This is a genomic window from Parabacteroides massiliensis, from assembly GCF_900155425.1.
Lineage (GTDB): Bacteria > Bacteroidota > Bacteroidia > Bacteroidales > Tannerellaceae > Parabacteroides > Parabacteroides massiliensis.
Genome location: NZ_LT700190.1, coordinates 833,400 through 859,604 on the forward strand (window position 1 = coordinate 833,400; position 26,205 = coordinate 859,604).

At 47.5% G+C, this 26,205-nt stretch carries 14 protein-coding genes; 2 read left to right on the forward strand and 12 right to left on the reverse strand.

What is annotated here, in order from left to right; all coding sequences use genetic code 11:
* Window positions 1-88: 88 nt before the first annotated feature.
* The 11 genes from BQ9893_RS10845 to BQ9893_RS10895 form a co-directional block, all read right to left on the reverse strand.
* A complete protein-coding gene (locus BQ9893_RS10845) occupies window positions 89-1,630 on the reverse strand; it encodes an alpha-L-arabinofuranosidase C-terminal domain-containing protein (protein ID WP_075966034.1) in 1,542 nt (513 codons plus the stop codon).
* The gene (locus BQ9893_RS10850; protein ID WP_075966035.1) at window positions 1,630-4,317 is read right to left on the reverse strand and encodes a glycoside hydrolase family 2 protein; all 2,688 of its coding nucleotides are present in this window, start codon (window positions 4,315-4,317) and stop codon (window positions 1,630-1,632) included. Before BQ9893_RS10850 ends, BQ9893_RS10845 begins: the two co-directional genes overlap by 1 nt.
* A 12-nt stretch (window positions 4,318-4,329) precedes the next feature.
* Window positions 4,330-5,469, reverse strand: a complete 1,140-nt coding sequence (locus BQ9893_RS10855; RefSeq protein ID WP_075966036.1) for a glycoside hydrolase family 130 protein — start codon at window positions 5,467-5,469, stop codon at window positions 4,330-4,332.
* Window positions 5,470-5,539: 70 nt separating this feature from the next.
* Complete coding sequence (locus BQ9893_RS10860) at window positions 5,540-6,235, reverse strand: DUF3823 domain-containing protein (RefSeq protein WP_244155112.1); 696 nt, start codon at window positions 6,233-6,235, stop codon at window positions 5,540-5,542.
* Between the two features lie 24 nt (window positions 6,236-6,259).
* Window positions 6,260-8,110, reverse strand: a complete 1,851-nt coding sequence (locus BQ9893_RS10865) for a RagB/SusD family nutrient uptake outer membrane protein (RefSeq protein WP_075966038.1) — start codon at window positions 8,108-8,110, stop codon at window positions 6,260-6,262.
* A gap of 13 nt (window positions 8,111-8,123) precedes the next feature.
* Window positions 8,124-11,480 carry a TonB-dependent receptor gene (locus BQ9893_RS10870; RefSeq protein ID WP_075966039.1) on the reverse strand — a complete coding sequence of 1,119 codons (3,357 nt, stop codon included), beginning with the start codon at window positions 11,478-11,480 and terminating at the stop codon, window positions 8,124-8,126.
* Between the two features lie 117 nt (window positions 11,481-11,597).
* The gene (locus tag BQ9893_RS10875; protein WP_075966040.1) at window positions 11,598-12,524 is read right to left on the reverse strand and encodes a FecR family protein; all 927 of its coding nucleotides are present in this window, start codon (window positions 12,522-12,524) and stop codon (window positions 11,598-11,600) included.
* A 175-nt stretch (window positions 12,525-12,699) separates the two neighbouring features.
* Entirely contained in the window at window positions 12,700-13,275 is a 576-nt protein-coding gene (locus tag BQ9893_RS10880) for an RNA polymerase sigma-70 factor (protein ID WP_075966041.1), read from the reverse strand.
* Window positions 13,276-13,740: 465 nt separating this feature from the next.
* Window positions 13,741-16,686, reverse strand: a complete 2,946-nt coding sequence (locus BQ9893_RS10885) for a GLUG motif-containing protein (RefSeq protein WP_075966042.1) — start codon at window positions 16,684-16,686, stop codon at window positions 13,741-13,743.
* Between the two features lie 40 nt (window positions 16,687-16,726).
* Window positions 16,727-19,684, reverse strand: coding sequence for a hypothetical protein (locus BQ9893_RS10890; protein ID WP_075966043.1), 2,958 nt, complete (start codon window positions 19,682-19,684; stop codon window positions 16,727-16,729).
* 279 nt (window positions 19,685-19,963) lie between these two features.
* Window positions 19,964-20,599 (reverse strand): SagB/ThcOx family dehydrogenase, encoded by a 636-nt coding sequence (locus BQ9893_RS10895; protein WP_075966044.1) that lies wholly within the window; start codon window positions 20,597-20,599, stop codon window positions 19,964-19,966.
* A 180-nt stretch (window positions 20,600-20,779) separates the two neighbouring features.
* Here BQ9893_RS10895 and BQ9893_RS10900 point away from each other — a divergent pair, with 180 nt between their 5' ends.
* On the forward strand, window positions 20,780-23,344 hold the full coding sequence (locus tag BQ9893_RS10900; RefSeq protein WP_075966045.1) for a TonB-dependent receptor: 2,565 nt from the start codon (window positions 20,780-20,782) through the stop codon (window positions 23,342-23,344).
* Window positions 23,345-23,504: 160 nt separating this feature from the next.
* Window positions 23,505-25,541, forward strand: a complete 2,037-nt coding sequence (gene lacZ4, locus BQ9893_RS10905; RefSeq protein ID WP_075966046.1) for a beta-glucuronidase LacZ4 — start codon at window positions 23,505-23,507, stop codon at window positions 25,539-25,541.
* A gap of 139 nt (window positions 25,542-25,680) precedes the next feature.
* Here lacZ4 and BQ9893_RS22125 read toward each other — a convergent pair whose 3' ends face one another.
* Window positions 25,681-25,941: a hypothetical protein gene (locus BQ9893_RS22125; protein WP_075966047.1), complete on the reverse strand. Its 261-nt coding sequence runs from the start codon at window positions 25,939-25,941 to the stop codon at window positions 25,681-25,683.
* Window positions 25,942-26,205: the final 264 nt, after the last annotated feature.

Consider the following 26,205-nt stretch of genomic DNA (forward strand, 5'->3'; position numbering starts at 1 on the left):
TTAGAATTGACCAAATGTTAATATTCTTAGTATATACATAGAAAGAATCTTATCCTATGTAATCTGCATGTGTAAGATGGATTGCCTTTTAAATATCAGATAACTCAAATTTGCAAATCGTGATACTTTCTCCTTGCAATTTGATTTCTTCTGTTTTTTTATTGATGTCGGTATATTTTGTTTGTACAACATTCTTATCCGGACTATCCAGCTTGTTTTTTGCATCTAAAGATGTGGCTGTCATGACTGTTGTATTTAATAATTTACCGATTTTGCATCCGGAGAATCGAAGTTTTGTCTTTAGAGCTTGGGGATTTATATTGACGATATTCACTGTCATCAGTTTTTTATCCCTGTCTACCGTGGCCGAAACATTGATGGACTGTAGCCCTTTTTCTATGATTGGAGATTGGGCCTTGGCTTGTACGCTCTCTTTCAAAGACTGTTTACGATATTCTTTCAAAGGGAAGAACACCGTTTGTTTTACCGAAGTCTGGCTATTGGTCATGATCGGAGCCAGGATATTGACCATTTGCGCCCAGTTTGCCATCCCTATATGTTCTGCATTGTGCAAGATTGCATTTAAGAAACAAGCGGTAGCGAGGCCATGTCTCCATTCATACGTGTTAGTAGTCCCGTACGGCGGTTCCTGTTGTTCCCAAATTCCCCATTCGTCCAATGCAATTTTGACCGGAGCTGTACGATGCGGGAAGCGGTACCATTTCTTCCAGTTCTGCACCGTGTCCGGCACGGTTGCCTTGACCATCTCGGCAAACTCCCTCATCCATGTGTCCTGACCTTGTATTTTTTGGAAAATGGAATAGGGGCTGGGACCGTTTGTCCCCACATAGGCATGATAGGAGATGTAATCGATGGCGCCATCCAATCCTTTTAATGCGGTTTTCGTCCATTCCTTGTTGCCGCTTTCACCGTTGGCGATCAGTTTGATCGAAGGGTCGGTCAGTTTCATCAGCTTGATGAAATGCCAGACATCTTCCACATATTTATGTGGGTTCTGATGCCGTCCGGCATCCGGTTCGGCCGCTTCTTCATTTCCCAATGCCCAGTATTTGACATTAAACGGTTCCGGGTAGCCGTGCGAACGCCTAAGGTTGGCATAATAGGTGTTCTCTGTCCCGTTGCAATATTCGACCCAGTTGGCCGCTTCGTCCGGTGTGCCGGTAGAGATATTGATGACCAATACCGGTTCGCAGTTCAACTCCCTGCAATATTCAATAAACTCGCAAGTCCCGAAATGGTACGGATTGATGCCGCCCCATATCAGGTTCTTTTTGGCTTTCCGTTGTTCTTTGGGACCGATCCCGTCTTCCCAGTGGAACGTCTTTATGACAGTTCCACCCGGAAAACGGAGCAGGGTCGGAGCCAGCTCTTTCGCTTTTTCCAACACATCGGTTCGAAATCCCCTTGCATCTGAAAGCGGGCTGTTCTCTTCGTATATGCCGCCGTCTATGCAACGTCCCATGTATTCGATGAATTGTCCGTAGACAAACGGGTTGATCTCACCTAAACTTTTGGATGCATCTATTGTAATCTCATTCTCCTGGGAAAAAAGAGGAGAACAAAATGCGATTGCCAGTAATGATATAATGGATATTTTTATCTTTCTCATCATTTAATTATTTGAGGTTTTATATTCCAGCCTTTCACAACATACTTGCCGTTGGCAGGCAGGTTGCCGAGTGCTGTTTCGATCGTTACTTTTTTAGATTCGCCCGGAAGCAGAGAGAAGAAATTGTCGGTATAGAAACTGGGTCTTACCGGCTTGTTGTCTGCATCTAAATATTGCAGTTGAACAAAGAAAGCCAAGGATGATGACGGATTTTTGATTTCCAGTTCCATCATCTGGCAGTTCTCTTTTTTTACCAGTTTATGTTTGGTCTTCAGTTGTACCGGTTTCAATTTCGACAAATCTTCGAAGCCGGACGAAGTCGGTCCTGTCAGAGTCTTGCGTCCTTCATACTTGTCGTTGGAACGCCAGTAGAATGTGTTGGCTACCTCTTTCCCTTTCGTGTCGAACAGGCGCAGTTTTATGAAATGGACCTGCGTGATGTTTTGGGGAAAGTCGATTGTGAAGACATCGTTTACGACGCCGTCTTCCGGGATATCGATTTTCTGGCTTTTGCTCCATACCTTCTTGCTGTTCAAATCGTACACTTCGGCTGCTACCTTATAGTCTTTGAAAGCCTGGTAGTAGTCATTGTAAACGGAAACCGTGTTTTTCAAATAATCGAACTGTGCGTGAAGCGGTTCCAATGCGTTCTGGGTATGGTATAAGGAGGCTGTCGGTTCCAACGAGTAGTCCCACATACGGGCACAAACCTGGCTTACGGGACAGTTGTGATACCAGAACAAAAGTCCTGAAGCATAGCGGTCTCCATAACCGAGTTTGTTATAGTTCCAGACTTCCCAGATTGATTTTGAGTTCATGGCTCCGACTGCCTGACCTTTGGAGGCAAACTCTTCGATGGAAGAGGAGGGACCGTAATTGTTGGTAAGATCCGTGTACATGGTCGACATCAGATGGAATCCACCGCCATCATGATAATCCCATACCTCCTTATTGATCGGCCAGAGGTCTTTTTCGTCCATTACTTCGCGGAGTGTTTCGACTGTCGGGATAGTGGGTGATCCGTATTCCGGGTTGAAACCATCGACACGGCTACCGCGGTCGGAGGCCGTATTTTCGTAATGCTGCATCGGGTTTACCTGCTTGTAGGGGCTGCCGTCGTGCACACCGTCACATTCCGACTGCATCTGGTAACCGCGTGTCCCGTCCAGTTTCATGATCAGGTCTTTTGCTCCCGGCATTTCCGTGCTTTCGTTAGACGAAACATAGTAGGCCAGTGAAGGATGGTTACGCAAACGTTTTACGGTTGCTTCGACATTACTCAGATATAAATCTTTATCCTGCGGATGTTTGGTGTCACCGGTCATCCAGAATTCCTGCCATACGAGGAGTCCCATTTCGTCGCAGAGCTGGAAGAAATAGTCCGATTCGGCAATTCCGCCTCCCCACATACGGATCAGGTTGATACCGGATTGTTTGGTGTAGCGCAATTCGGCATAAGTACGTTCGTCGGAGGTACGGAGCATTCCTTCCGGAATCCAGTTGGTTCCCCGGATGAAGAGTTTCTTGCCGTTCACGTAGAACTGGCGGGATTTGTCCGGTGTGTTCTGGCCGGATGTGATTTCCCGGATACCGAAACGAGTCTTTGTCTCATCAGACACTTTGCCGTCTATGCTTACGGTCAGTTTCAGTTCGTACAGTTCCGGGTTCCCTTTGAAGATCGGCCACCACAGACGCGGGTTCTTGATTGTCAGTTGTGGAAATTCTTCCGGAGTAAAACTAATTTCCTTCGTTTCCCCTCTGAACAGGTTCAGGTCTTTGCTGAACGTGATGTTTTCGCCGATGATTTCTCCTTTGACCGTGCATTTTACGCCACGCTGTGTCGGGTTTGTCACCTCTACGCTGACTGTCTCTTTTGCCAGGTCGTAGTTCGGTTTGGAGAGTTCGGATTTGATGAACGGATGGCGGATAACCGCTTTGTCCGTAGCATAGAGGCTGATGTTTTTCCAGATACCGGTATTACGGTCGCGGATCCCGTCGTTGAAGGTGAAATCCCAGCCCACACTCATCAGCATGGTTGTGTTCAGTCCGATGTTACCGTCTCCGCCATTATGAAACTCGCCGGCGGCTCCCCACTGCTTCGGCTTGATGGTTCCCGGCATATCGACCGGATAAACTTTGATCGCCAAAGCATTCTTCCCGCCGATACGGGCGAAATCGGTGATATTGATATATTCCGGTTTGAACATACCCGACATATTGCCAAGCAGATAACCGTTTACCCATATTTCGGCACGGTAGTTGATACCGTCCACCTGGAGCCAGACGATTTTGTCTTTATAGTTTTCCGGTACGTCGAATTCCGTACGGAACCAGTAGGTGTAGAACTCGCGTCCTGCTCTGGCAAGGTCCGGGATGATATTCCGGTCCAGCTTGTTGTTCATACCAAAATAAGGTTCCGGATATACCTTGTTGTGGACGAGGGAGTTCAAGACCGTACCGGGCACGATCGCCGGCATCCATTGTCCGGTCTGATAGCCCGGTTGTGAAATTTTTTCTGCCGGGTCTTTCGTCTCGTCAGCCTTATGCATCTGCCAAGTGAAACTTCCGTTATGTCCGTCTTTCGAATCCAGATAGATTCTATCCGGGTTGCGGTAGTAGTTAGTTGTCTGAGCTTGCATGAAGCAGGCTGACACAAGTAAAAAGATTCCTGTAAAAATGTTTTTCATAAATTATTCTTTTTAATTCGGGATCTGATCGCCAGGAGTTTTCTTTGCCGGATCGTAAATGGCTACACTGACCTGGGAATCTGCACATCCGTAATAGAGATACCATTTGTTTTTGAAAAAGACCAAACCTTCGATAAAGACGGTCCCGTCGACATACTGTCCGCTCTTTTCGAATGAAGCCATCGGGCGGAAGAAAGGAACGTCCAGGCGTTGCAGAAGCTTCATCGGTTCTTTCGGGTCGGTCAGGATTTGTCCGGCGCAGTAAGCTCCGGCGGTGAAACGCTTGTCGCGTTTGCTGTCGTTTGTATGGTTCTTGCCGTTATAAAGCAAGACGATGCCTTTATCTGTCAGGATAGCGGGAGGGCCGCACTCCGTCAAGGCGCTGTCGAAGTATTGAGGACGAGGTTTGATCACGGTCGCCAGTTCGTTGTTCTCGTCCAATATCGGGGTCCAGTTGACCAAGTCGTCGGAGGTTGCCGCATAGACTGCATATTCACCCCAATACATGAAGTATTTCCCGCCGATTTTCGTCAACACCTGTTTTCCGTCTTTGATCTCTGTCACCATAGAACCGGACTTGCAGAAGATGTCTTTGAAACGTCCGTTGTAGGCTTTGGCAAAAGCCGGGCCGTGTTTTTCCCAATTGACCAGGTCGCGTGAGGTGGCGATGCAGAGACGTGCCACTTTCCGGTTCCAGGAAGTGTAGGCCATGACATACAGGCCGTCTTCCGTCATTGTCACGCGTGGGTCTTCGCAACCTCCCGACCATTCGTATTCCTTCATGTTGTCTTTGTCCGGATACATGACGGGAGTATTTCGGCGTTTCATGCGGATGCCGTCTTTGGACTCAGCCAATCCGATACGCGAAGTACGTTTGCCGATTCCGGTCGCTGAATTGTCTTCGGCCCGGTAAAGAACATATATTTTACCGTCTTTGACTGTTGCTGCCGGGTTGAACACATCGCTCTCTTCCCAGCCGATTTTTTTGCCCTGCATAGGACAGTCGAATAGTTTGGAAGGATCAGGCGTGATGATCGGGTTGACTTTTTCCGGCCTGACAAAGCCGCCTAAAGCCCAATCCGGTAATGTGTTTTGGGCATTCCCAGCGAATGGTAGGAGCGCCAGAGTGAGTAATAAGATTTTTTTTTTCATGATACTAAAGAATAAAAAGCACAGATATCCCTGTTGTCTTTTTGGAATATCTGTGCCGAATTTAGGAATTTTATTTGACAATTACTTCACTGATCGTGCTGTAATTGATTTTCCCTTGAGTTTTAGCCCCGATGCGGAAATATACTTTGTAACCGTTTGCCTTGATCTTGTACAGGTTGTTTTGGAAAGCAGCATCGTTTTCCAAATCAAAAGTAATAGTTCCTTCTGTCTCATTGACACTCTGTTTGCCTGCATAGTTGGCATTGCTGTCATCCACGCCCGGTGCAAAATTCCAATATCCGTAGACATCGGAAACGTTGAAAGAAGGATCCGTAGGCGTAACTTTGTATGTGACCGTGACTGTTTTGCCGGAAGCTTGTGTGCTCGCACTGATCCGGGCATACGGAGTAGCGGTTACGTTGAAAGTCGTTTGGCCTTTTACGGTGACAAAGTCTTCGCAAGTGGAAACGAACGGGCCGTTGACCACGATCTTGTAATCGCAATTGAACAGTTTCGTGTTTTCGAACGATCCGTCCATCTTCGCATAAAAGTCGACGGATTGTGTCGCATCCGTGTTCTGTTCGAACATATTGATGATGACACCGGTCGAACCTGATACCGGCAGGGGGATCGGCTCGTTTGTCGTAGCATCCAGTATTTGTCCTTTGATGCCTCCGTTCGGAGATTCATAATTGTCTAAATCGCTCAAACAGCTGGTGAAGCAGAGTGAGCATATAGCCATCAATAATACATTTATCTTTTTCATATTCGCTTTCTATTATTACAATAATTAGTTTGTATATCCCGGATTCTGTACGAGGTTCGGGTTCGAATTCATATCATCCTGGTTGATTTTCGAGTAATAGTTCTTTTCGAGGAAGATACGAACCTGTTTCGGAGAGTTTTTCCCTCTTTCGAACACATATTTTCCGTCGCGGATATCATACCAAGGATATAAGGCTGTGCCTCTGAATCCGTTCAAACCGCCTTGTGCTACATCCAAGTGAGCAACTCTCCAACGTTTCAGATCCCAGAAACGATGGCTTTCGAATGCTAATTCCACTCTGCGCTCGTGGCGGACCTTATCCATATTGATGCTTGACAATAAAGCGATACCGGCACGTTCGCGAATTTTGTTGACAGCATCCAACGCTTCGGACGGTTTGTTCAACTCTATTGCGGCTTCAGCCAGGTTCAAGTACATTTCTCCCAAACGGAAGACAGGCCAAGGAGTTTCGGACTTGTTCATGTTCATATCCTCCAAAGTCTCGTCGAAGAACTTCTTCTGGTAGAATCCGGTCTTGGAAGCATCACCGGCATCGGCTCCTCCATCCTTGCCTGAAGTGCTGTAAGTGACACCGTTGACTACGGCAGTGTTACCACCGTCCGGCTGGCTTGTTGCCTGATATCTTTCATTATCGGAAACGATGATACCTCTTTTCCAATCAACCGTCGAACCTTTACAAGGAGAACCGGGCAGGAAAACTGAAGCGTACAGACGCGGGTCTTTGTTGGCAAACAGGTCATAAGGATTGTCGAAACGTAATTGTTTTCCGTTTTGATCTTCCAATTTCAAAGTACCTTCGGAACCATCTACATATTCGTATGCTTCGACCAATTCCAATGTCGGTGCGATACCGCATCCCCAACCGCCGCCGCGATAAGAGAACGGAGCGTTACGTTTGTCCCAGCTATGCGCTTTACCGCCGGCAACACTGAACTGCTTCTGGAAAATATATTCGCCGTTGTCGCCGTTGCCTTTCAAGAACATGTCGCAGTAGTTCTGGCTCTTGTCGTCCGGTTTTTTATTGTATAATGAGTACTTGCCTGATTCGATGATCGTTTTAGACGCATCGTAGGAAGCTTGGAAATAACGATCGGCTTCTGAAGAGGGGATACCGACCAAACCGTCTAACTGCACTGTCCCGTAGCGGGCAATTGAGCCTGCATAGAGAGCTGCACGGGAGCAAAGAGACAATGTCGTATATTTGTCGGCGCGGTATTTGCCTTCTGCGCTTCTTGTTTCCGGCAGGTCTTGAGAAGCCTCCTGACATTCGGATACGATGAAGTCATAGATCTCTTTTTCCGTGTTACGCGGAACTCTCAACTCTTCCAAATTAGAAGGATCGTATTCTTGCGATTCTTTGATCAGAGGCACTCCGCCATATCGTTTGACCAAGGTGAAATAATGCATGGCACGAATGAAACGCACTTCTGCAGCCAGTTCTTTTTTCTTGTCTTCAGTCAGGATTTTTGAAACCTCGATCTGATAGAGGAAATCGTTGCAGTTGCGGATATATTTGTATACATCGGAAAATTTTTGTTCGAACAAAGCATCTTCGTATGTATACGTCGTGTTTCCGTTGTTGAAAAGCGGGTCTTTCTGGAAGGATCCCTGCGCATCGTCTGCCATGGAGGAGATATTTTGCAAACGCCAAGGATCACGATACCAATAGTCGAAATCCTCCATCTGGACGTAGTAGTACATTCCGACTAAAACCGCATCAATCAGTTTGGAATCACTCCATACTTTGTCTGGAGTGATGATGTCGAATGTTTCTTTTTCCAAGTAGTTAGAACAAGCACTGCTTCCGAACAAAAGCAATCCGAGTCCGATACTTTTTATTTTTGTTGTGTTCATAGATTAGCTGTTTTTAAAATGTTAGGTTTGCTCCAAAATTAAACGTTTTCATTTGCGGGTAATACTTAAACGCTCCGTTGCTGTTTTCCGGGTCCATGTATTTCATTAGACCTTCTCTGCTTGTAAATGTGAATGTATTGAAGCTGTTCACATAGATACGGAGGTTTTCAATGCCGATTTTCGACATCCATGATTTGGGGAATGTATAACCCAGCTCGATTGTTTTCAGACGAAGATAATTGGCTTTGTGCATTGTCCAAGTGTTGTTGGTTGCATTTGCCGCATATCCGGTCGGACGCAATGCCGGCATGTATCCGGGAATCCATTCGCTATCCATATCCGACGGATCTGCTCTGTGCCAACGATCCAGCCACAATGAGATACCGTTACCCAGGCCTTGTTGGATAAACGGATACATGAAGTCGCCCGATGTGAAGACTTCGTGGCCGGCAGCTCCTTGGAAGAACAAGGTCAAATCAAATCCCTTATATGATCCGGAAAGGTTCAAACCGTAGTATATACGAGGCGTATTGCCGTGTCCGATAGGTTGGTCATCCTTGCTGTCGATGATTCCGTCGTTATTCCAGTCTTCGAACTTCAAGTCGCCGGGCATTAATGATTTATTCCCGTTGTTATCCTGGATAGGAGAGTTGAAGATTTCTTCGTAGCTCTGGAATTGCCCGATGCAAACTTTACCCCATTGGATGTCTTTGTAACGGTCGTTGCTGTTGTTGCGCCAGTTGTCGTACATATTGGTAGAGGCGGCTCTTTCCACATAACGGTTATAATTACGGGTAGTGGAGAAGTTCGCTTTTACGTCATAGCTGAAGTCGCCGACATTGTTGTGATGTCCCAACACGATTTCGAAACCTTGCGTTTTGTCCGAGTTCAAGTTCTCTTGTGGCAATGATTGACCGAATGTGGTAGGAAGCGTAAGAATACGAGTGGCCAACAGTCCGTCTCTTTTACGGATGAAGTAGTCGAATTCAGCACTGATTAATCCGGACAAAGCAGAAGCTTCGAATCCGACATTCGCAGTGGTCGATTTGTACCAAGTCAGGTTGGTATTAGGCATTCCTCTGTCGACAGCACCGTTCGAAACACCTCCCGAACCTAAAATGTAATCTTTCGAAGGATATGTGTATCCTGTCAGATATTGGTAAGCGCTGAAATCCCCTTCGTCTCCGATCTTTCCGTATGAACCTCTGAGCTTGAAGTTGTCGATCATAGGCAGTGCTTCTTTGAAGAAAGACTCTTCAGACATTCTCCAACCTAAAGAAACAGCAGGAAAGAATCCCCAACGTTTATCCGGATCGAATTTGTAAGAACCATCATAACGGAAGCTGAATTCTGCCAAATACTTGCTGGCGTATGCATAGTTGATACGTCCGACGAGACCTGCATGTGCAGAAACTTTAGCGGAACCGTCATTATTGATGTTCGTCTTGTCGCCGGCAGCAATCTGGTCGATAGCTCCGATTGTGAATTGACGATAGGCTTCTACCCAGTCTGTACGGTCGTTATAGAATTCCCACAAGCCTAAAACGCCGATATCATGTTTACCGAACGTATTCTTGTAGTTCAAAGAAATTTGGCCATTGGGTCTGAAATAGTTCTCTGCTTTTGTTGTCAGTTCCGAGATTGCATGGTTACCTGCGACATTGTACACATCGTTTGCTTTGTCGTATACATAGTCTTTGTATTCTTTAACCCAATCGCGTGTATATTTGTTATTATAGTCGTACGAGAAAAGACCTTTTGCAGACAACCCTTTTACCCAAGGAATATCCCAATTCAACGTGATAGAACCATTGAATTCTCTTCTGTCTCTTCGGTTATACCCGATTTCGTCAATGTTTGACACCTGTACGGGGTTATGTCCGCCGCCGGGGTTGTTCCAATAATCAGGATTGTCGTTGGCATAGAGAGACAAAACAGGTCTTGCCATCTGGATGTCACCGAACAAGTTGGTGTTTTTGTAAGGCAAAGCCGGTGTCATTCTGGTGTCCAATCGTCCGCTTAATTGTAAGTCGACGGTAAGGCCTTTTACGATTTCTGCACTGATGTTTGAACGGACGTTATACTTTCTGTAGTTGATGTCATTGGAACGAAGAATACCGTCTTGGTTCGTCAAACCGAGTGAAAAATAGTATTTTACTTTTTCAGCACCACCTGAAACACTTAAATTGTGATAAGTGGATGGAGCCGATTTTCTGATTGTCTCGTTATACCAGTCTGTTGTTCCAATTCCTTGTCTGTAGTTTTCCAGGTCTTCAGCGGAATAGGGAGCAAGAACTCCAATGTTCTGCTGTGCTTCGTTATACAAGGTCGCATACTCGTATCCATTGAAATATCTCGGATAGCGAGTGACGTTTTGGAAACCGACATACCCATTGTAATTGATCTTCGGCTTGCTTATTTCTCCTTTTTTGGTCGTGACAAGGATAACACCGTTCGCACCCTTGAAACCGTAAACGGCAGCGGAAGCATCTTTCAGGATACTGATCGATTCGATATCGTTGGCATCGAGCTGTTTGAAATCACGTTCTACACCGTCCACGATAACCAATGCACTACCGAATCCACGGATATCGATGCTTGCGTCGTCATCACCCGGAGCACCGCTTCTCTGTACGGCACGCAAACCCGGCAACTTACCTGCCAGCGCGTTGCTGACATTCGGAGTTTTGACAGTGGCAATGTCTTTTGCCTGAAGTGAAGCGACTGATCCTGTTACGGATGCACGTTTCTGGACACCGTAACCGACAACGACCACTTCATCCAATGCTTGTGAGTCTTCGACTAATTTGACTTGGATGCTTGTCTTGTTGTTTACCGGCACTTCCTGTTCTTTGTAGCCGATATACGAAATAACCAGTACGGCGTTCGGTGCTGCGTTTAAGGTGAAATTACCGTCCATATCGGTAATCGTACCATTAGTGGTTCCTTTCTCTACGACATTAGCTCCGGCGATAGGGCCTAAAGCATCTTCTACCACACCTTTCACCGTGCGTTTTGTTTGTTGCGCGGCGCCTGTCGTTCCTGTCGGCGAGAGGACGATGTAGGAGCCTTCGATCTTGAAGGATACATTGTTGTCAAACAGGTTTTGCAGTACTTCCTGCAAAGAGATATTTTCAGCTTTTACTGAAACTTTCTTGTTCACATTTACATCTTTGTTGTAAATGAACAATAAATTGGTCTGGCTTTCAATGTCGTTCAAGATGTTTTCCAGCCGGACATTGTTTTTGTTGAGCGTGATGCGTATACTCTGCGAACTTACCGTTTCTGCTTGTGCGCACATGGCACAGGAAAGGAAGAACAGAGATGTCATCTTTAAAACACGAGATACACAAATTTTTCTTTTCTTCATCTTTGTGATAGTTAAATAAAATGATATTAGATTGAAACTTCATTTTTACATAGGACATAGTTTGTCCATTATCGTTCTGATCATCTCCTTGTCATAGGCTATATATATTTTAATTGTTTATCGGATACGAATTTCACTTCCGCTCTCTCGCTCGAAGGTGAAGTGGGCGTCTTGTTGCAAAGCTCTCAACACCTGTTCAATCCCGTCGGATATACGGAACTTTCCACTACATGCATAATTGTCGAGCGTATGATTGTCGACGACTATGCTGATACCGTAGTTTTTCTCAAGTTTCTTCATCAGATCCTTGAAATTGATATCCTTAAAAGTGATAAGCCCCTCTTTCCAACTATATGGATTGAAGTCGGTGATGGGAGTGACCGTCAGCTTTCCGTTGTTGAGGCTGACAGCATTATTTGGTTCTAACACAACTGATTCGTCTGGCTGTGACTTGTCGGTGACTTTTACGCTGCCTCGGATGAGGGCTGTGGAAAAGTCATTTTCGTTGTAGGCCTCCACATTGAACTGGGTTCCTAAAACTTCCACTTCGCAGCGACCGGCATTGACTATAAATTTTTTGTCTTTGTCCTTGGCGACATCGAAAAAGGCTTCTCCTTTCAGATGAACCTCCCTTTTGTCTCCGTTGAATGAAACCGGATAGGAAAATTCCGACCGGGCGTTCAGCCAAAGGTGAGTCCCGTCCGATAGCGTTACTTCAACCCGCTGTCCGGCAGGTACCTTTATGGTGTTGAAAGCTATTTCAGGCTGGATGTTCTTATGGGTGAATATTTGAATGTTATATAATAAGAACAGGGCGATAACAGCAGCGGCTGCACTTCCGATCCACTTCCAAAGCGGCACGGACTGTTTGCGGGTATGATTTTCTCTTTGAACAGTATTTAATTGGAGCGCGTCGAACAAGGCGCGTTCATGATAGAATGCGTCTCTGTTCGCTTTGTCGGCGTTTACCCACTGACGGATTTGAGTCAGCTCGTTGTCTGTGGCCTCTCCGTTAAACATTTTATGTAGTAGTCTTTGTTCCATTTTTTCGTGTTTCTACTATTAAGGGCGAACGGAAGGGAAAATACCCTAAAGGAAGAATGATTTTTTTTGTGTTTTTTTTCATCGTACAGCAAGAAAATAAAGTTTCACTCATGGGAAAATTTATTTTCTCCTGCATGAAAATTTATTTTCACTTTAAAGCGGACCGTGAAAATATTTAGGGCTTATAAAAGAAATCCAGTATGAATAGCAGGCAGGGAAGATAGTCTTTTAACTCTTTTCGTAATAATTTCAGTGCTTTGCTGATATGAAACTCGACGCTCTTCACCGAGAGGTTTGTCTCCTCGGCAATGGTTTGGTAATTTTTCCCCTCGTATCGGCTCATGATAAAAATGTGCCGGGACTTTTCCGGCAGTTTGGTCAAAGCCTGATGGACAAGTTTCTGGATTTCGTCACCGAGTAATCTCTCCGGCTCGCATGCTTCCAGGCTGGAGATACGCATTTGAAGTTCCCATTCTTTGTTGGATAGTAAATTTTCGGCGATATTATTCCAGGTACGTTCTCGCTGAAGGTAATCCAGGCATTTGTTCTTCAGAGTGACCAATATATATAAAGGTATGTCTTTGACATCCTCCAGCCGATGGCGGTTCTCCCAATAGTACATCAGGCTTTCCGTCACAAGGTCTTCTGCTGCCTCTTGATTGTAGGTATACGAATAGGCGAACCGGATATACCGGTCCCGATGGGTAACGAAAATATTGTTGAATCTCTTTATGTCCGCTTTCTCATCCATGCTGTGCCGTTCGTCTGGAATTTAGTCCTAGTGGAACTGCGGTAATCTCATTTCTTCAGAGGAAGGAAGAATTTCTTTAGAATCTTATGTCCCAATCTATTATATTGTAGAGATTATTCCTGCTCTGAAGACCCTTGCTCGATGTATGCGGATTTATTTAGCCTAAAGCCGTTAAAAAGCATAATAAGATTAAATCTTTACAACATATTTCAACTATTCGGAAATAAATTTATAATTTTGGTGGTCATAGTTCCACTAGAACTATGATATTTGTGGTTATTGATAATGGGTTGTATTACAGATGAATGAGTCCGGTATTTATGCTTAATTCGGAAATTTGAATTTTTGTTAAAGTTAATTTGTTTATTAATACATACCGCATAAAACCTGGTTGTATAAATGTCCGATCGATATATATTGATCTTGATGGCGTTTTGAAACGCCATCAAGATCAGAAGATGATAATCAGAGTTTGATAAATTGGAACGGGCAACTCTGCAAATAAGGATATCCGTTGTTTACAGTCGGGTCAAGGCGCCATATCGTATTGAAGTTGAATCCGCCATAAGTGGACTGATTGCCTTTGTCTTTCTCCTTGAACTTGCTGCATTTCCAGTCTTTACCGGTGCCTTCCAAAAAATAGAGGTTGTGATGATACCATACCGCAGCGCTCTTTCGGGTTCCGACGACACCGTTGCCGTGTTCAACCTTTCCGGTATTGACGCAGTTTTTCACTTCGGACGTATGGTCTACGTATCCGACAATGCCGCCCGTATTCCGGTCGTGATTGGTAGGGACATTTCCGCTGTTGTAGCAGTCGTGAACCATCCAGTTATCATCATCGACGGTGCTGCCCAAGGATTGTCTTCCCAAGACTCCGCCGACATACGAGTTCCAATCGTCGCTGGAGACGGTTCCCCGGTTGCAGCAGTGGGCCAACTCCGTATTATTGTTTTTATACACATCCGAACTGGAATGCCACCCGAATCGTCCGCAGATACCGCCGACGTTGGAATCTCCACCCGGTCCGCCATTTACGGCTCCGTGGTTGGCGCAGGAGAAGATGGCGGAATGGGCGATATTGCCATATCCAAGAATACCGCCTACGCTGCCGCCCCCGCTGTTGTTGACGCTTCCGTAGTTGGCGGAGTCATAGATCTCGTTGCCTCTAGAGTTGCTTCCGTCGATGAACCCGACACAACCACCGACGTCGTGCTGGCCGGTGATTGTACCCGTATTGACGAGGTATCTCAAGATCATCTTCTCCCCTTTGTCATCCACCGAAGCATGGCCCACGATACCGCCCGTGTTTTTCGCCCCTTCGATTCTGCCGTAATTGACCAGATATTCGAAGCTGCCGTATTTATACTGGAGCAATCCGACGATGCCGCCCGTGTTGCTGTTGGAACTATTCGTTACGGTCTTTCCGTTGTTGACGCAATTCGTGATGTTATTGTTGCCGTCATAGAGGGTGGCATGTCCGACAATTCCGCCCACACGCTCTCCACCGAATACCGAGCCCGTAAAACATACGCCCGTGACAGACGAACTGTTGGCATATCCGACAATCCCGCCCATCGATGTCCCGTTGGATGACGCTCCTCCGCTTGGCGTGCCCGACGAAACCGTTCCGGGGAAATGGCTCGTGAAACTGTCCGCTTTCGGTATGGTTCCGCCAAAGGTGACCTTGTTGTTCCCTTTGATGGTGCTATTTTCGGCCTGGCCTACAATACCGCCTGTGGCATCCGCTCCATAGACGTGCATGTTCGCATCGAACTTGAAATTTTCCAACTCCAAGGTCCTGTTGCGGAGATATCCGATCAGTCCGCCGGCCGAACTGATGTAGGCTGTGACCTGCGTGTTGATTACACATTGGGCTTTGGCCTTGACGGTACACGCTGCGTTGCCGATCATCCCGCCTGCGTTTCTATTGGCTTCGATAGACATGTAGCCTCCGTTGTAGGTCTTGGCGATCTGGGTCTGGGTCCCATCTATGTTGATGGTCCCGTCGGAGGCCGTTCCGATGAATCCGCCTACGTTTTCGTTGCCTCTCAAATAGGAGTTGAACTCGCAGTCGTTTAAGGTCAGCTCTTGGTTGGCGGTGTAAGCGCCTATCAGTCCGCCAACGTTGTTGCCGGCGCTGCGTATCGACGCCGCCACTTGCACGTTGGTGATTTTGGAGCTTCCGCTAAGATTCATTTTGCCGGCCAATCCACCCGAATTACCCCCTTGGCTGTAGATGACTTTGACATCTATGTCTGATTGGGGAATGGAGTGGAGGAGCGTGATGTCGCTGAAATTGACGTTTCCGCTGTTCACCGCTCCTACGATGCCGCCGACATTGCTGCCGGAGGCTATGAGGCCGATTACGCCTGTCTCCGCACCCGGCATCAGGTTCGTGAAGTCCTCCACCTTTAAGGAGCCGTTCTCGTAGCAGCCGACCAGTCCGCCGATCGAAGAAGCCCCGTTTACGGTCGCATAGATTCTGCATTTCTTCGCGGTCAGGTTACGAAGGCAGTATCCGATGAATCCGCCGATATTGTCTCCGCAATCATTGAAGTTGCCGCTTACCTGCACGTTCTCCAGGATGACGTTCCCTTCTGCTTTGCCGGCTACCGCGCCTCCGTTTTTCAAGATGCCTCTCATGCCGGCATAGATGGTCAGGTTCTTGATGGTCGCTCCGTTACATAGGACTTTGAACAACCCGATGTTCTGGTCCCTCTCGGAGTTGGAACCCGTGTAGTTGAGTATGATTTTATGTCCGTTTCCGTCGTATGTCCCGGCAAAGGAATAGCCTGTATAATTCCGGCCGGTGTATTCTTCGCTCAGGGGAGGAGCGGTGAAATCGGCCCCCTGCTTGAAGTAGAGATTGGCTCCGTGGGTGAGGGAGTCTTTGTATAGTCCGAACGCAAATGTATTGAAATCATCCGCCGTGTTGATTATATATGGATTTTCGGCTGTTCCGTCTCCCTCCGCCAAACCATACTCGACGGTTGTTGACATGACGGAATGGAGCATTTCGTTCTTAAACGTGGCGACCAGCCGGGCGCCTAACTTTTTTCCGTCAGCCAGGATACCCCACACGTCGTAGTCGCTGTCCGGGATGTGGACGTCCTTGGGAATCCGGATGCACAGCCAGAGTTTCTCGTCCTTGATGCTCACGGTCGCGTCAAACTCTATTACCGTGAAATCCGTATGCGAACGGAGTTGTATCGTGATCAGTGTGGTCGTTTCCGGAATCTCCCATATATGGCGTTCCAAAGGAAACGAACTCAACTTGAAATCTTTTGTCGTTTCCAGTACCGAACCATTCTCGTTCGACAGGTATGGATTGTCGTCACTACAGCTATTGCCGGCCATCAACAGAAGGGCGAGCAAAAAGCCGACGATCGATGCTTTTTTCACTTTCATCTGATTGTATGATTTTTTAAGTGCTACATTCGTTTTATTCTTATTCTTCCACAGCCTCTTCCATCTCGGAGTGGTAGGGTATCGGGAAATACCCCTTGCTGTTTTCCACATACCATTTTGCGTACGGCCCGCTGAAGCTCCATTCCTGAAAAGACTCTGTGTCGCACAACTCGTCCAGTGAAATTATCTTTCCTATTTGCGACTGTTTATAGTCTTCCGGGCCGTAATAGTAGGAGTTTTTCAGCGAGACGACATTCCCTTGGCTGGGAACAACCGCGAACCAGTTCGCGCCGACGTTCAAGCAATTGTTGATGACCGAACGTGAATCGGCTCTCCCGACCACACCGCCGTTCGTAAGCGATTGCTCGCCTTTGAACGGGCCGACGTTGACGCAGTCGTCGATTTCGCAGAACTGCTGGGCATGTCCCAATATACCGCCCACCTTGTCGACCTTGTCAACCTTTATCTCGCCGATGTTGAGGCATTGGGAAACGACAACCGCATTGTTTTGATAGTCTGTCGCCCCTTCGACAATGGCGTTTATGCCACCGATGGAGGTGACGACCCCTCCTATGGAAGCCAGTACCAAGGCCGCCGTAGACCCGGCATCGAAAGGTATGGCCGCAATCCCGATGACAGCCCCTACTATGCAGCAGGCTCCCGTAATGCTCTTTTGTATGATCTCTTGAAGTTTTCTTGACTTTTCAATCTCTTCGTAACGTTCCTCGCGCTTATGGTTGATGTTGTAGTTGACGATGGCGTTGTTTTCATCCGAAGCCTCGTAGAACGCCAACACTTGGTTCATGTGCTGCAATTGCTGCTTGGAGACATCCGTGGTCAGCCCGTCCGCCATGATGCTGCTCGACCAGACGTAGCCGTTGCGTATGTCGCTCATGGCTTGCTTCACTTTGTCGGTGATTTCTGTCGTTTTTGCCGTCAAGGAGCTTTTCATCAGTTCGAGCTCTTTTTCGGTTGCCATCTCGTAGAATCCGTAAAGCCAGATCGAAGTCTCGGTGGCAATCAGGGCGAAGTCGAGCCCCGTCTCTCCGAGATGCAACACATGCGTGATCTCTTTCATGATATGAGCTGCTCCGGCTTCGGCCTCTTTAAAAACGGCTCCCGATACGGCTATCATCGGCCCGGCGATACCCAACACGCATTCCACGCTGCCTAAGACACAACTGACGATATCCAGAGCAGACCATTCCCTCGGATCGCCTATCTCGCCGATGATGCCACCGGTCGGGCCTTTGCCTGAATTGTGGATTCTCGCCATGTTGCTGCAATAGTTTATCATGGTGTAGTTGCCTGCCAAGCCGACAACTCCGCCTGCATAGTGTGCCGATACGTTCAAGTCGCCATAATTCTGGCAGGCAAAGATGGCTCCCCATGTCGTTTTGCCGATGATGCCTCCGGCGCAATGGCTGGACGGCGCTGTCACGGCTCCTTGGTTGAGGACATTGTGCGTCACGGCGATAGAGGTGTTGCCGACAATGCCTCCTACGTATGCATCGGAAGCAAAGGCAGATATGCGGCCGGTGTTGTAGACCAGGTAACCACCGAATTGCGATTCGCCGCAGATGCCGCCTACGGCCGTCTCGCCTTCTATGGCACCGGTGTTGGAGCAGCCCTTGACCAATGCGTTGTTGAAGAGCAGTTCGTCCGAACCGATACGGGTGCTGCCGATGATTCCGCCCACGCCGGTGTGCCCTTTTATGTCTCCTTTATTGATGGATGCGTATATGAACGAGATACCCGTTCCGCCTGCGATACCTCCCGTGCCGAATCCTCCGGAGGCTTTGTCGGAAGGGTCGTAGTCGCTTGATCCGGAGATGTTCCCGGTGTTGGTGCAGGCCAGGACGGAGAGCGAGTCTACGGAACCGACCAGGCCGCCCGCCCCAGTATGCCTGGAGCTGATTGATGCGTGGTTTTCGCTTTGCTGGACGTTCGTGTAGGAATATAAGGAACCGGCTCCCAACAGCCCGCCTACCGCGTAGTCTCCGCTCACCGGCGTGCTCTCGTTGACGCAGTTGTCCATCAACAGTACGCTCTTCATGTCTGTGACGCCGATCAGCCCGCCGTTGCCCACGCTGCCCTTGCAGCCTTTGACATATCCTTGGGACGTCGAACAAGAAGCGATGAATGTCGTGTCTGCCCGGTCGCCCGCCGTGATGCTGCCGCCGACAATGCTGCCTACGGCATAGATGCCTTCCATCTTCGGATTGACCATCTTGACATTTTTGATGCAGGCGTGTTCCACAAAACCGAACAGCCCGATCCCCGATGTATAGGGGCGGACACACCAAAGATTCTTGATGGAATATCCCGCACCGTCATAGACTCCGCGATACGGCGTGCTCGGCTGGTTGCCGATAGGATTCCAGCCCTGGTCGTGGTCGCTGTCCCACGAGGCTCTGTCCATGTCGATGTCGACTGTTTGGCGGAAATAGGTGTGAGTGGTGATTGTTTCGTTCTGCCGTTGGTCGTTGATGATGTTCCGGAGTGTCTTCAGGTGGCTGTAGCTGGAGATGATATAAGGGTCCTCCTGGGTCCCGCTTCCGGAGAAATTGAGAGAAGAGTTGTAATGGTCGATAACCTTCACGTCGCCTGCAGCGGATATGTCGATGCGGCAACCCAGTCCGAATTCAACCCATGTCGTGTCCGACGAGGTCTCGCCAAGATCCGGAAACTCCAGGGCGAGGAGTCGGTAGACGCCTTTTTTCAATCCCGTATGGAGCGTCAGGATGGATTGGCCGTCCAGCCGCACATGCAGTCCTTTCCGGGTAAATACTGTGCCGTCTTCCGCTTTTATTTTGCAGACATATTCGGGCGAATGAAATCCTTTGGTTTGTTGCTGCAAAATAATGGTCCGGTTTTCTCCGGCAAAGAGTTCACGGTCGCTGTCTTCGGGTGTGTCTATCGGCTCGTCCTTGTCTTGGCAAGCCGTGAAAAGGGTACAGATGCACCCTAAATAAAATAGCCAATGAAGTGCTTTCATTCTTTTTTTGATTTTGTGTTTAGGTCTTTAAATATTAAGGATGTACAAATATATGAAAAAGCTGCTTTTCCTGTAATATAACGATCAATTATTTATCAGGGCGTCAGACGGATTATAAAGCTATGCTTTAGCCTGCCTAACCCATAGCTTTAGCCTGCCTAACCCTATGCTTTATTCTTTCAGATCCATTGGGTTATTTACGGAAAATAACAAATATTGATTATCAGCTTGTTGAGGTGGCTGATAATCAATAGTGGCTTCTAAACGATAAGAGGCTTTTTATTTACGGGGATATCCAACAGGATTGTTCATGATCGGCAGTTGGTTGTCCGTTAATTTCAGGATTTGTTTTAAAGCAGCTTGATCCATCGAGGCACGGGGAACGGTCGCCAGGCCGGCGGATGCACAAAAAACATTGATGTTTTGGCAAACGATACCGGCATCGACAGCCGCCATCAGTTTGGTATGGTCGGCCACGTTGCCGAAACGCGAAAGGTCGGAAACGAGCACCAGGCAGGCCGGAGCCGATTTGACAAAATCCTGGCCACCGGCAACAGCACCCCGGTGGTCTCCTTTTGCAACGGGCTGCAGGTTGTTGGCTTTGGCATCATACAGGTAAGCGCCTTCTTTCATGATTACATAAATATCGATATCCTGTTTGTTCAGGGCAGAAGGGGCCGTCCGTTTTCCATCCGGCCGGTTGATCCCGTTCGCCGCCCATAACAAATCCGACAGGTCCTGCAGGCTGAGTTCCTTGGCCGCATATTCCCGGTCGGAGTGGCGGTCGGATAATGCTTTCATGACAGCGCTGCCTCTGTTTTTGTCGGGAGTGTTTAACTTAATGGTTTTCAACTCCTGCGCATGCATCGTGGCAGCGAGCAGCAATGTGGCGAAAATGAATGATAATTTTCTCATAAGCTTGTTTTTTTTATGATTGGTATCTACAAAAATAAGTGAAATACATAAAAACAGAACATAAAAATAGAACTTTTACAATTCTTTAAACAGCAAAGTTACGAATGACTCGTAGATAAGATTACATTTGCAATTATTTTATGTGAATGTATAATCGATAATTCTAAATTCTCAAATTTAATGAAAGAAAAACTGCTCTACTTAATGCTGATACTATTTGTGTCTGCGTCAGTGTTTGCGCAAACCGGAGGTGGGTCAGCTGCCTTTACTATTAAAGGACAAGTAGTCGACTCTTTATCCAATGAGTCCGTACCTTATGCCACATTGAGAATCGCGTCGGCTTCCGCGCCACAGACTCCGGTGAAATTGTTGGCTTGTGATGATGATGGCAAGTTCACGTCGACAATGAACAAGCCGGGCAAATATGTGATGACAATGGAATCTTTAGGGAAAGTTACTGTCCAAAAAACTTTTACATTGTCAGAAAACAAGAAAGTGTTGGATTTTGGCAAATTGTTCATGAACGACGATACCCAGCAGTTGAAGGAAGTGACCGTAACCGCTCAAAAGCCATTGGTCAAGATGGAGGTCGATAAGCTGACTTATAACCTGGAAGACGACCCGGAGGCCAAAACCAGCAATGCGTTGGAAATGTTCCGCAAGGTCCCGATGGTCACGGTAGACGGCGAAGACAAGATCCAGTTGAAAGGATCGTCCAATTATAAAATCTACATGAATGGCAAACCTTCCAATTTGTTGAGTGGTAGCAATGCTTCCGATGTGTTGAAAAGCATGCCGGCCAGTTCGATCAAGAATATCGAGGTCATTACCGATCCGGGATCCAAATATGATGCCGAAGGCGTGGGAGGTATTATCAATATCATTACAACCAAGAATGCGCTGCAAGGATATACGGGAACGGTTCGTGCCGATGCCAGCACACTGGGTAGCTTCGGTGGCGGCGGCTATGTCTCGATGAAGGCAGGGAAGTTCGGCGTGACGGCCAACTACGGTTATAACCGTCGTAATTCCCCTTGGAATGATACCTATTCGATGCGCGATGAGCAGGAAGTGCAATACCAGCAGGGCGAGCAGACTTTTACCCGTCCGTCTTCCTTGTTGAACGAACATGGACGCAGCAAAAACAAAGGCCCGTTCCAATACGGTTATTTGGAAGGGAGCTATGAAATCGATACGCTGAACTTATTGAGCGTGGGTGTCAACCTGTTCCGGGGAAAATCGAACAACCTCTCCGAGCTCTTTGCCGATAAGGTCAATCGGACCGAACTGGCAGACGGAGAGCCGACAACGATGTATTCTTATAAACGCTATTCGGATTCGAAAGGAACATTCGGCTCTACGGATGTCAATGTCGATTTCCAGCATTCGACCAGCAAGAAGGATGAATTGCTGACGTTGTCTTATCGTTTCAGCCAATCGCCCAACGACAATGAAGGACATTCCCGGCTTGAAGACCTGGTAGGCGATTATAGCCAGGCTTATCGTTATCCGAACTGGAATATCAATGATGCTTCCACGACGGAACATACGGCGCAGGTCGATTATACGACACCTCTGTTTAAAGATCAGACGTTGGAAGCCGGCGTGAAATATATAAACCGCCAGAGCAAGAGTAATACACTGGAACAGGTGATGGATTCATTGAATGTCTGGCAGGATATTTCGCAACGTAATAGCGATTTCCGCCATACCCAGCACATTTATTCCGCTTATTTGGGATATCTGGTCAAGTTCGGTAAATTAGGAGCCAAAGCAGGGGTCCGCGCAGAAGGGACCAGCTTGAACGCTGAGTTTGCCAAGGCGCCGGAAGAGAACTTCAAGACACATTATTTCGATGTTGTCCCGAATGCGACATTGACCTATCAGTTGGATATGTCTTCGCAGTTGCGTTTGGGATACAACATGCGTATCCAGCGTCCGGGTATCTGGTATCTGAACCCGTATTTGAACAATATCGACCCGCAGCGTATCTCGCAAGGTAATCCGAATCTGGATTCTGAAAAGAGTAACAATGTGAACTTCAACTTCAGCAAGTTCGCACAGAAGTTCAGCATTAATGCAAGTGTGAGCTATACGTTCGTGAACAATGCGATTGAAAGGTATACGATAATAGTCAACTTCCCGGAATCCGATCCGCTCTCCCAATATAACGGAGCTTCTTATAGCACGTATGGGAACCTGGGAAAACGCCAGCAGGTCGGACTGTTCCTGTATGGCAGCTGGAATCCGGTTCCCCTGTTCCGTATCTATATGAACGGCGGAATGGACTATACGAATATCAACAGCAAAAAAGCGTTGGGTCTGACGAAGGATGGTGTGGCTGCCCGAGTTTTTGCCGGAGCACAGTTTAACCTGCCGAAAGACTTCCGTATCAATCTGCATGGTGGTTATTTCAGCCCGTGGGTACAGTTGCAGGGCAAACAGTCTCCTTTCTATTTTACCGGTTTGAATGTCAGCAAGGATTTCCTGAAAAAGAAACTCTCCGTTACTTTGGGTGCACAGAACCCGTTCTGGAAGACGATGAAGATGGAGTCGACTACGACAGGCGAAGGATTCGTGGATCGTTCTACGACTTATCGTCATGCCCGTGAATTCCGTTTGAGTCTCTCTTATCGTTTCGGAACGATGAAGGGTCAGATCAAGAAAGTCCGCCGTGGCATCAGCAATGATGATACCAAGAGCGGTGGAGAAGGCAATAGCGGTGGCGGCGAACAGGCGATGTAGAGATTTATGACTTATGACTTATGATTTATGGGTTTCAAATAAATCATAAGTCATAATTTTTTTGTTTTGGACAATTCTATCCCTCCAATTAGACAAATAGTGCACTTCTCTTTGCCTTTCATTGCTTACTTTTGAACCGTAAATAAAGAAATATGTAAGCATGAAACACACTATCTTGAGTCTGCTGCTCCTTTTTATCAGCACTTCTGTCTTTGCTGCACGTAAGGAAATCCTGTTGAACGAGAACTGGATGTTCCGCTTTTCCCATCAAGTACAGTTTAAAAGTGAAGAACGGGTGAACCTGCCCCATACCTGGAATAGCGGTGATGCACTTTCGGGTAAACAGGATTACTATCGCGGAATGGGCAACTATACCAAAACGCTGTTTGTAAAACCCGAATGGAAAGGCAAACGCCTCTTCCTGCGTTTCGAAGGAGTCAATACGGTTACGAATGTTTTCATTAACGATGTCCATATCGGTGAGCACCGTGGCGGATATGGCGCGTTTGTATTCGAGATCACGGATAAGGTGAAATATGATGCCGACAACCGGATCTTGGTGAAGGTCAATAACGCTTTGCAACAGGATGTCATGCCGTTGGTCGGCGATTTCAACTTCTACGGAGGTATCTACCGGGATGTGAACCTGATCGTAACGGATCCTGTCAATATCTCGCTCACCGACTATGCTTCTCCCGGTGTCTATCTGATCCAGAATAAGGTAACGAAAGAACAGGCCGATGTGCGGGCGAAAGTGCTTGTCTCTAACGGCAGCGCGACGGCGCAACCCGTAAAAGTGGACATTAAGGTCTGGGAGGGCGACAAGCTTGTCCAACAGCAAGATATGAATGTCACGGTAGAAGCCGGCGACTGGGCCACGACCGGAATGGATCTGACAATCCGGAACCCCCATCTGTGGAACGGCCGCAAAGACCCGTTTATGTATAAGGTCGAGATATCCCTTTTCTCCGAAAGCGAGATGATAGACCGAATCGTGCAGCCGTTGGGTTTGCGCTATTATCATGTGGATGCCGAAGAAGGTTTCTTCCTGAATGGCGAACATCTGAAACTGAAAGGCGTATGCCGCCACCAGGATCGGGCGGAAAGAGGAAATGCGCTTTATAAAATGCACCACGATGAAGATGCCGCCATCATGGCCGAGATGGGAGCTAATGCCGTTCGTCTGGCTCATTATCCGCAGGCGACCTACTTTTACGACCTGATGGATAAATACGGTATTGTCACCTGGGCCGAGATACCGCAGATAGGACCGGGCGGATACCAGGATAGGGGCTATATCAACCAACCCTCTTTCCGCGAGAACGGAAAAGAGCAGTTGATCGAATTGATCCGTCAGCACTACAACCATCCGTCGATCTGTTTCTGGGGACTGTTCAACGAGTTGAAGACCATCGGTGACAACCCGACCGAATATATAGAGGAACTGAACGAACTGGCCCATAAGGAAGACCCGACCCGCCTGACGACTTCAGCCAGTTTCCTTTCTTACGACGATGAGATAAGTAAAGTAACCGATGTGATTGCCTGGAACCAGTATTTCGGTTGGTATGGCGGTTCACCGTCCGATATGGGAAAATGGCTGGACGCCAATCACAAGGCACACCCGGAATATAAGATCGCCATCAGCGAATATGGAGCGGGGGCGAGCATCTACCACCAACAGGACTCTGTGAAACGGGGGATCGCCTCCGGTTGGTGGCATCCGGAAAACTACCAGACTTATTATCATATCGGCAACTGGAAAGCAATGGCGGAACGTCCGTTCGTCTGGGGCTCTTTCATCTGGAACCTGTTTGATTTCGGCGCCGCCCATCGTGTGGAAGGTGATCGTCCCGGCATCAACGACAAAGGTCTGGTGACTTTCGACCGCAAGGTGAAAAAAGATGCGTTCTATTTCTATAAGGCAAACTGGAATACGGAGGAACCGTTCGTTTACATCGCGAACCGCCGCCATCGCGATCGTTCACTGGCCGTAACGGATATCATGATCTTCTCCAACCAACCCGAAGTCGAATTGTTCGTAAACGGAAAAAGCCTCGGTCGGCAGAAGCCGGATGAATATGCGACATTCGAATGGAAAGCAGTCTCTCTGCAAGAAGGCGAAAACACGATAGAAGCCCGTTCCACCCAAAAGAAGAATCCTGTAAATGACAAAGTGGTCTGGACGGTGAAGTAATGGCCGCCGGGCTGTTTTAATAAGAGATAACTGAAAAGGGGAAAGGGATATTTGACACACACATACACATGCTGTCCGATATCCTTGTCCCCTTTTTTACGTGTTAGGGGTTGAGAGTGACGGAAAGGAAGTCGAAATGCTATCTATTATAATTAGCGCCCCTGTTCTTCAAAAGTTTTGTTTTCGCGTCCGGTGATTTTAACAGAGGAAGCAGGCAGGTCCCTTCCAACTGCGCCGGTTGTTCGATTCCGGCAGCATCGCACATGGTCGGATACAAATCGACAAACTCCACGATCTGTGCGTCTACGAAAGAGACTGAGGCATAGTAGCCGTGTATCATGAGTTTGGCAGTCGCCTCATCCAACGGCCCCTGTTCCGGGATTCCGCTATAGGCCCTCAACTCAGACCAGTTAGCCAGGGCGCGTTCCGGAATGTTGTTTCTGCCCGGTTAAACAATACGCTTTGTGCCGCCCAACTGTCGATATTCGGAGACTTGATCTGTTTTTGACCGTAACAGCCTAACTCCGGACGAAGATCATCGCAAACGATAAACAAAACGTTTTTTCTGTCATGATTCGTTTTCTGTTGTGACCAGACATTTATAGATGCCGTAACGGCCAAGCCTGTCAAAATAAGATTGCGTATATACATAACTCTTAAAATG